We start from the raw sequence: 689 nt of genomic DNA, 5'->3' as shown, positions 1-689 counted from the left end.
GATGTGGAGTCCGCCGAACTCGGCCCAGGCTTCGACGGCCGCGGGGAAGACGGTGTGGCGGTGGCCGGCGGGTGAGACGTGGTCGCGCAGGGCGTCCGCCCAGATCTCGGCCTGTTTGATGTCCCAGCGTCCGGGTTGCCAGCCGGCGGCGCGCAGGGCGGCGTCGACTTGTACGGCGAAGCGGGTGGTGGACGTGCGGTCGGTGTGCATCTGCCCTTCGTCTCGTCGAGGTCATGGGTGGCGGGCGCAGGGGTGCCGGCGGTTTTTCGGTGTGCGGGCGTGTCAGCCGGTCGTGGCCGCCGGGTCGACTATGCGGACGCCGAAGTGGGCGCTGAGCGCGGTGCAGGCGCGGCAGGGGGTGGCGAAGCTGCCGTGGAGGGGGTCGCCGTCCTCGCGGATGCGGCGGGCGGTGAGTTTGGCCTGCTTGAGGGCTTTGCGGGCTTCGCCGTTGGTCATGGGTTTGCGTGCGGCGCGTTTGCTGCGGGCGGCGTCGGCGGCGGTGATGTGCCGGGAGATGAGGATGGTCTCGGCGCAGCGGCCGGTGAAGCGGTCGCGCTGGGCGCTGGTGAGGGTGTCCAGGAAGTCCTGGACGAGGGGGTGCAGGGCGGGGGGTGTGTCGCCGCGGGCGGCGGTGCCGGTGAGGGTGGCGCCGCGGACGGAGAGGGCGGCGGCGACGGTGGGGAGGATGC

The 689-nt window shown here is 73.3% G+C and carries 2 protein-coding genes; both read right to left on the bottom strand.

Translation table 11 applies throughout. The annotated features are described in order from the left end of the window. On the bottom strand, nucleotides 1–210 hold a 210-nt coding region (locus CA983_RS44610; protein ID WP_208637200.1), incomplete at its 3' end, for an SUKH-3 domain-containing protein. Between the two features lie 72 nt (nucleotides 211–282). Then, the coding region (locus CA983_RS44605) for a YwqJ-related putative deaminase (RefSeq protein WP_107500376.1) at nucleotides 283–689 on the bottom strand (407 nt) is incomplete at its 5' end.

This window comes from Streptomyces swartbergensis (assembly GCF_002148965.1).
GTDB classification, from domain to species: Bacteria; Actinomycetota; Actinomycetes; order Streptomycetales; family Streptomycetaceae; genus Streptomyces; species Streptomyces swartbergensis.
The sequence above is the reverse complement of the archived record's forward strand: the minus strand, read 5'-3'. Positions and strand labels throughout refer to the sequence as shown.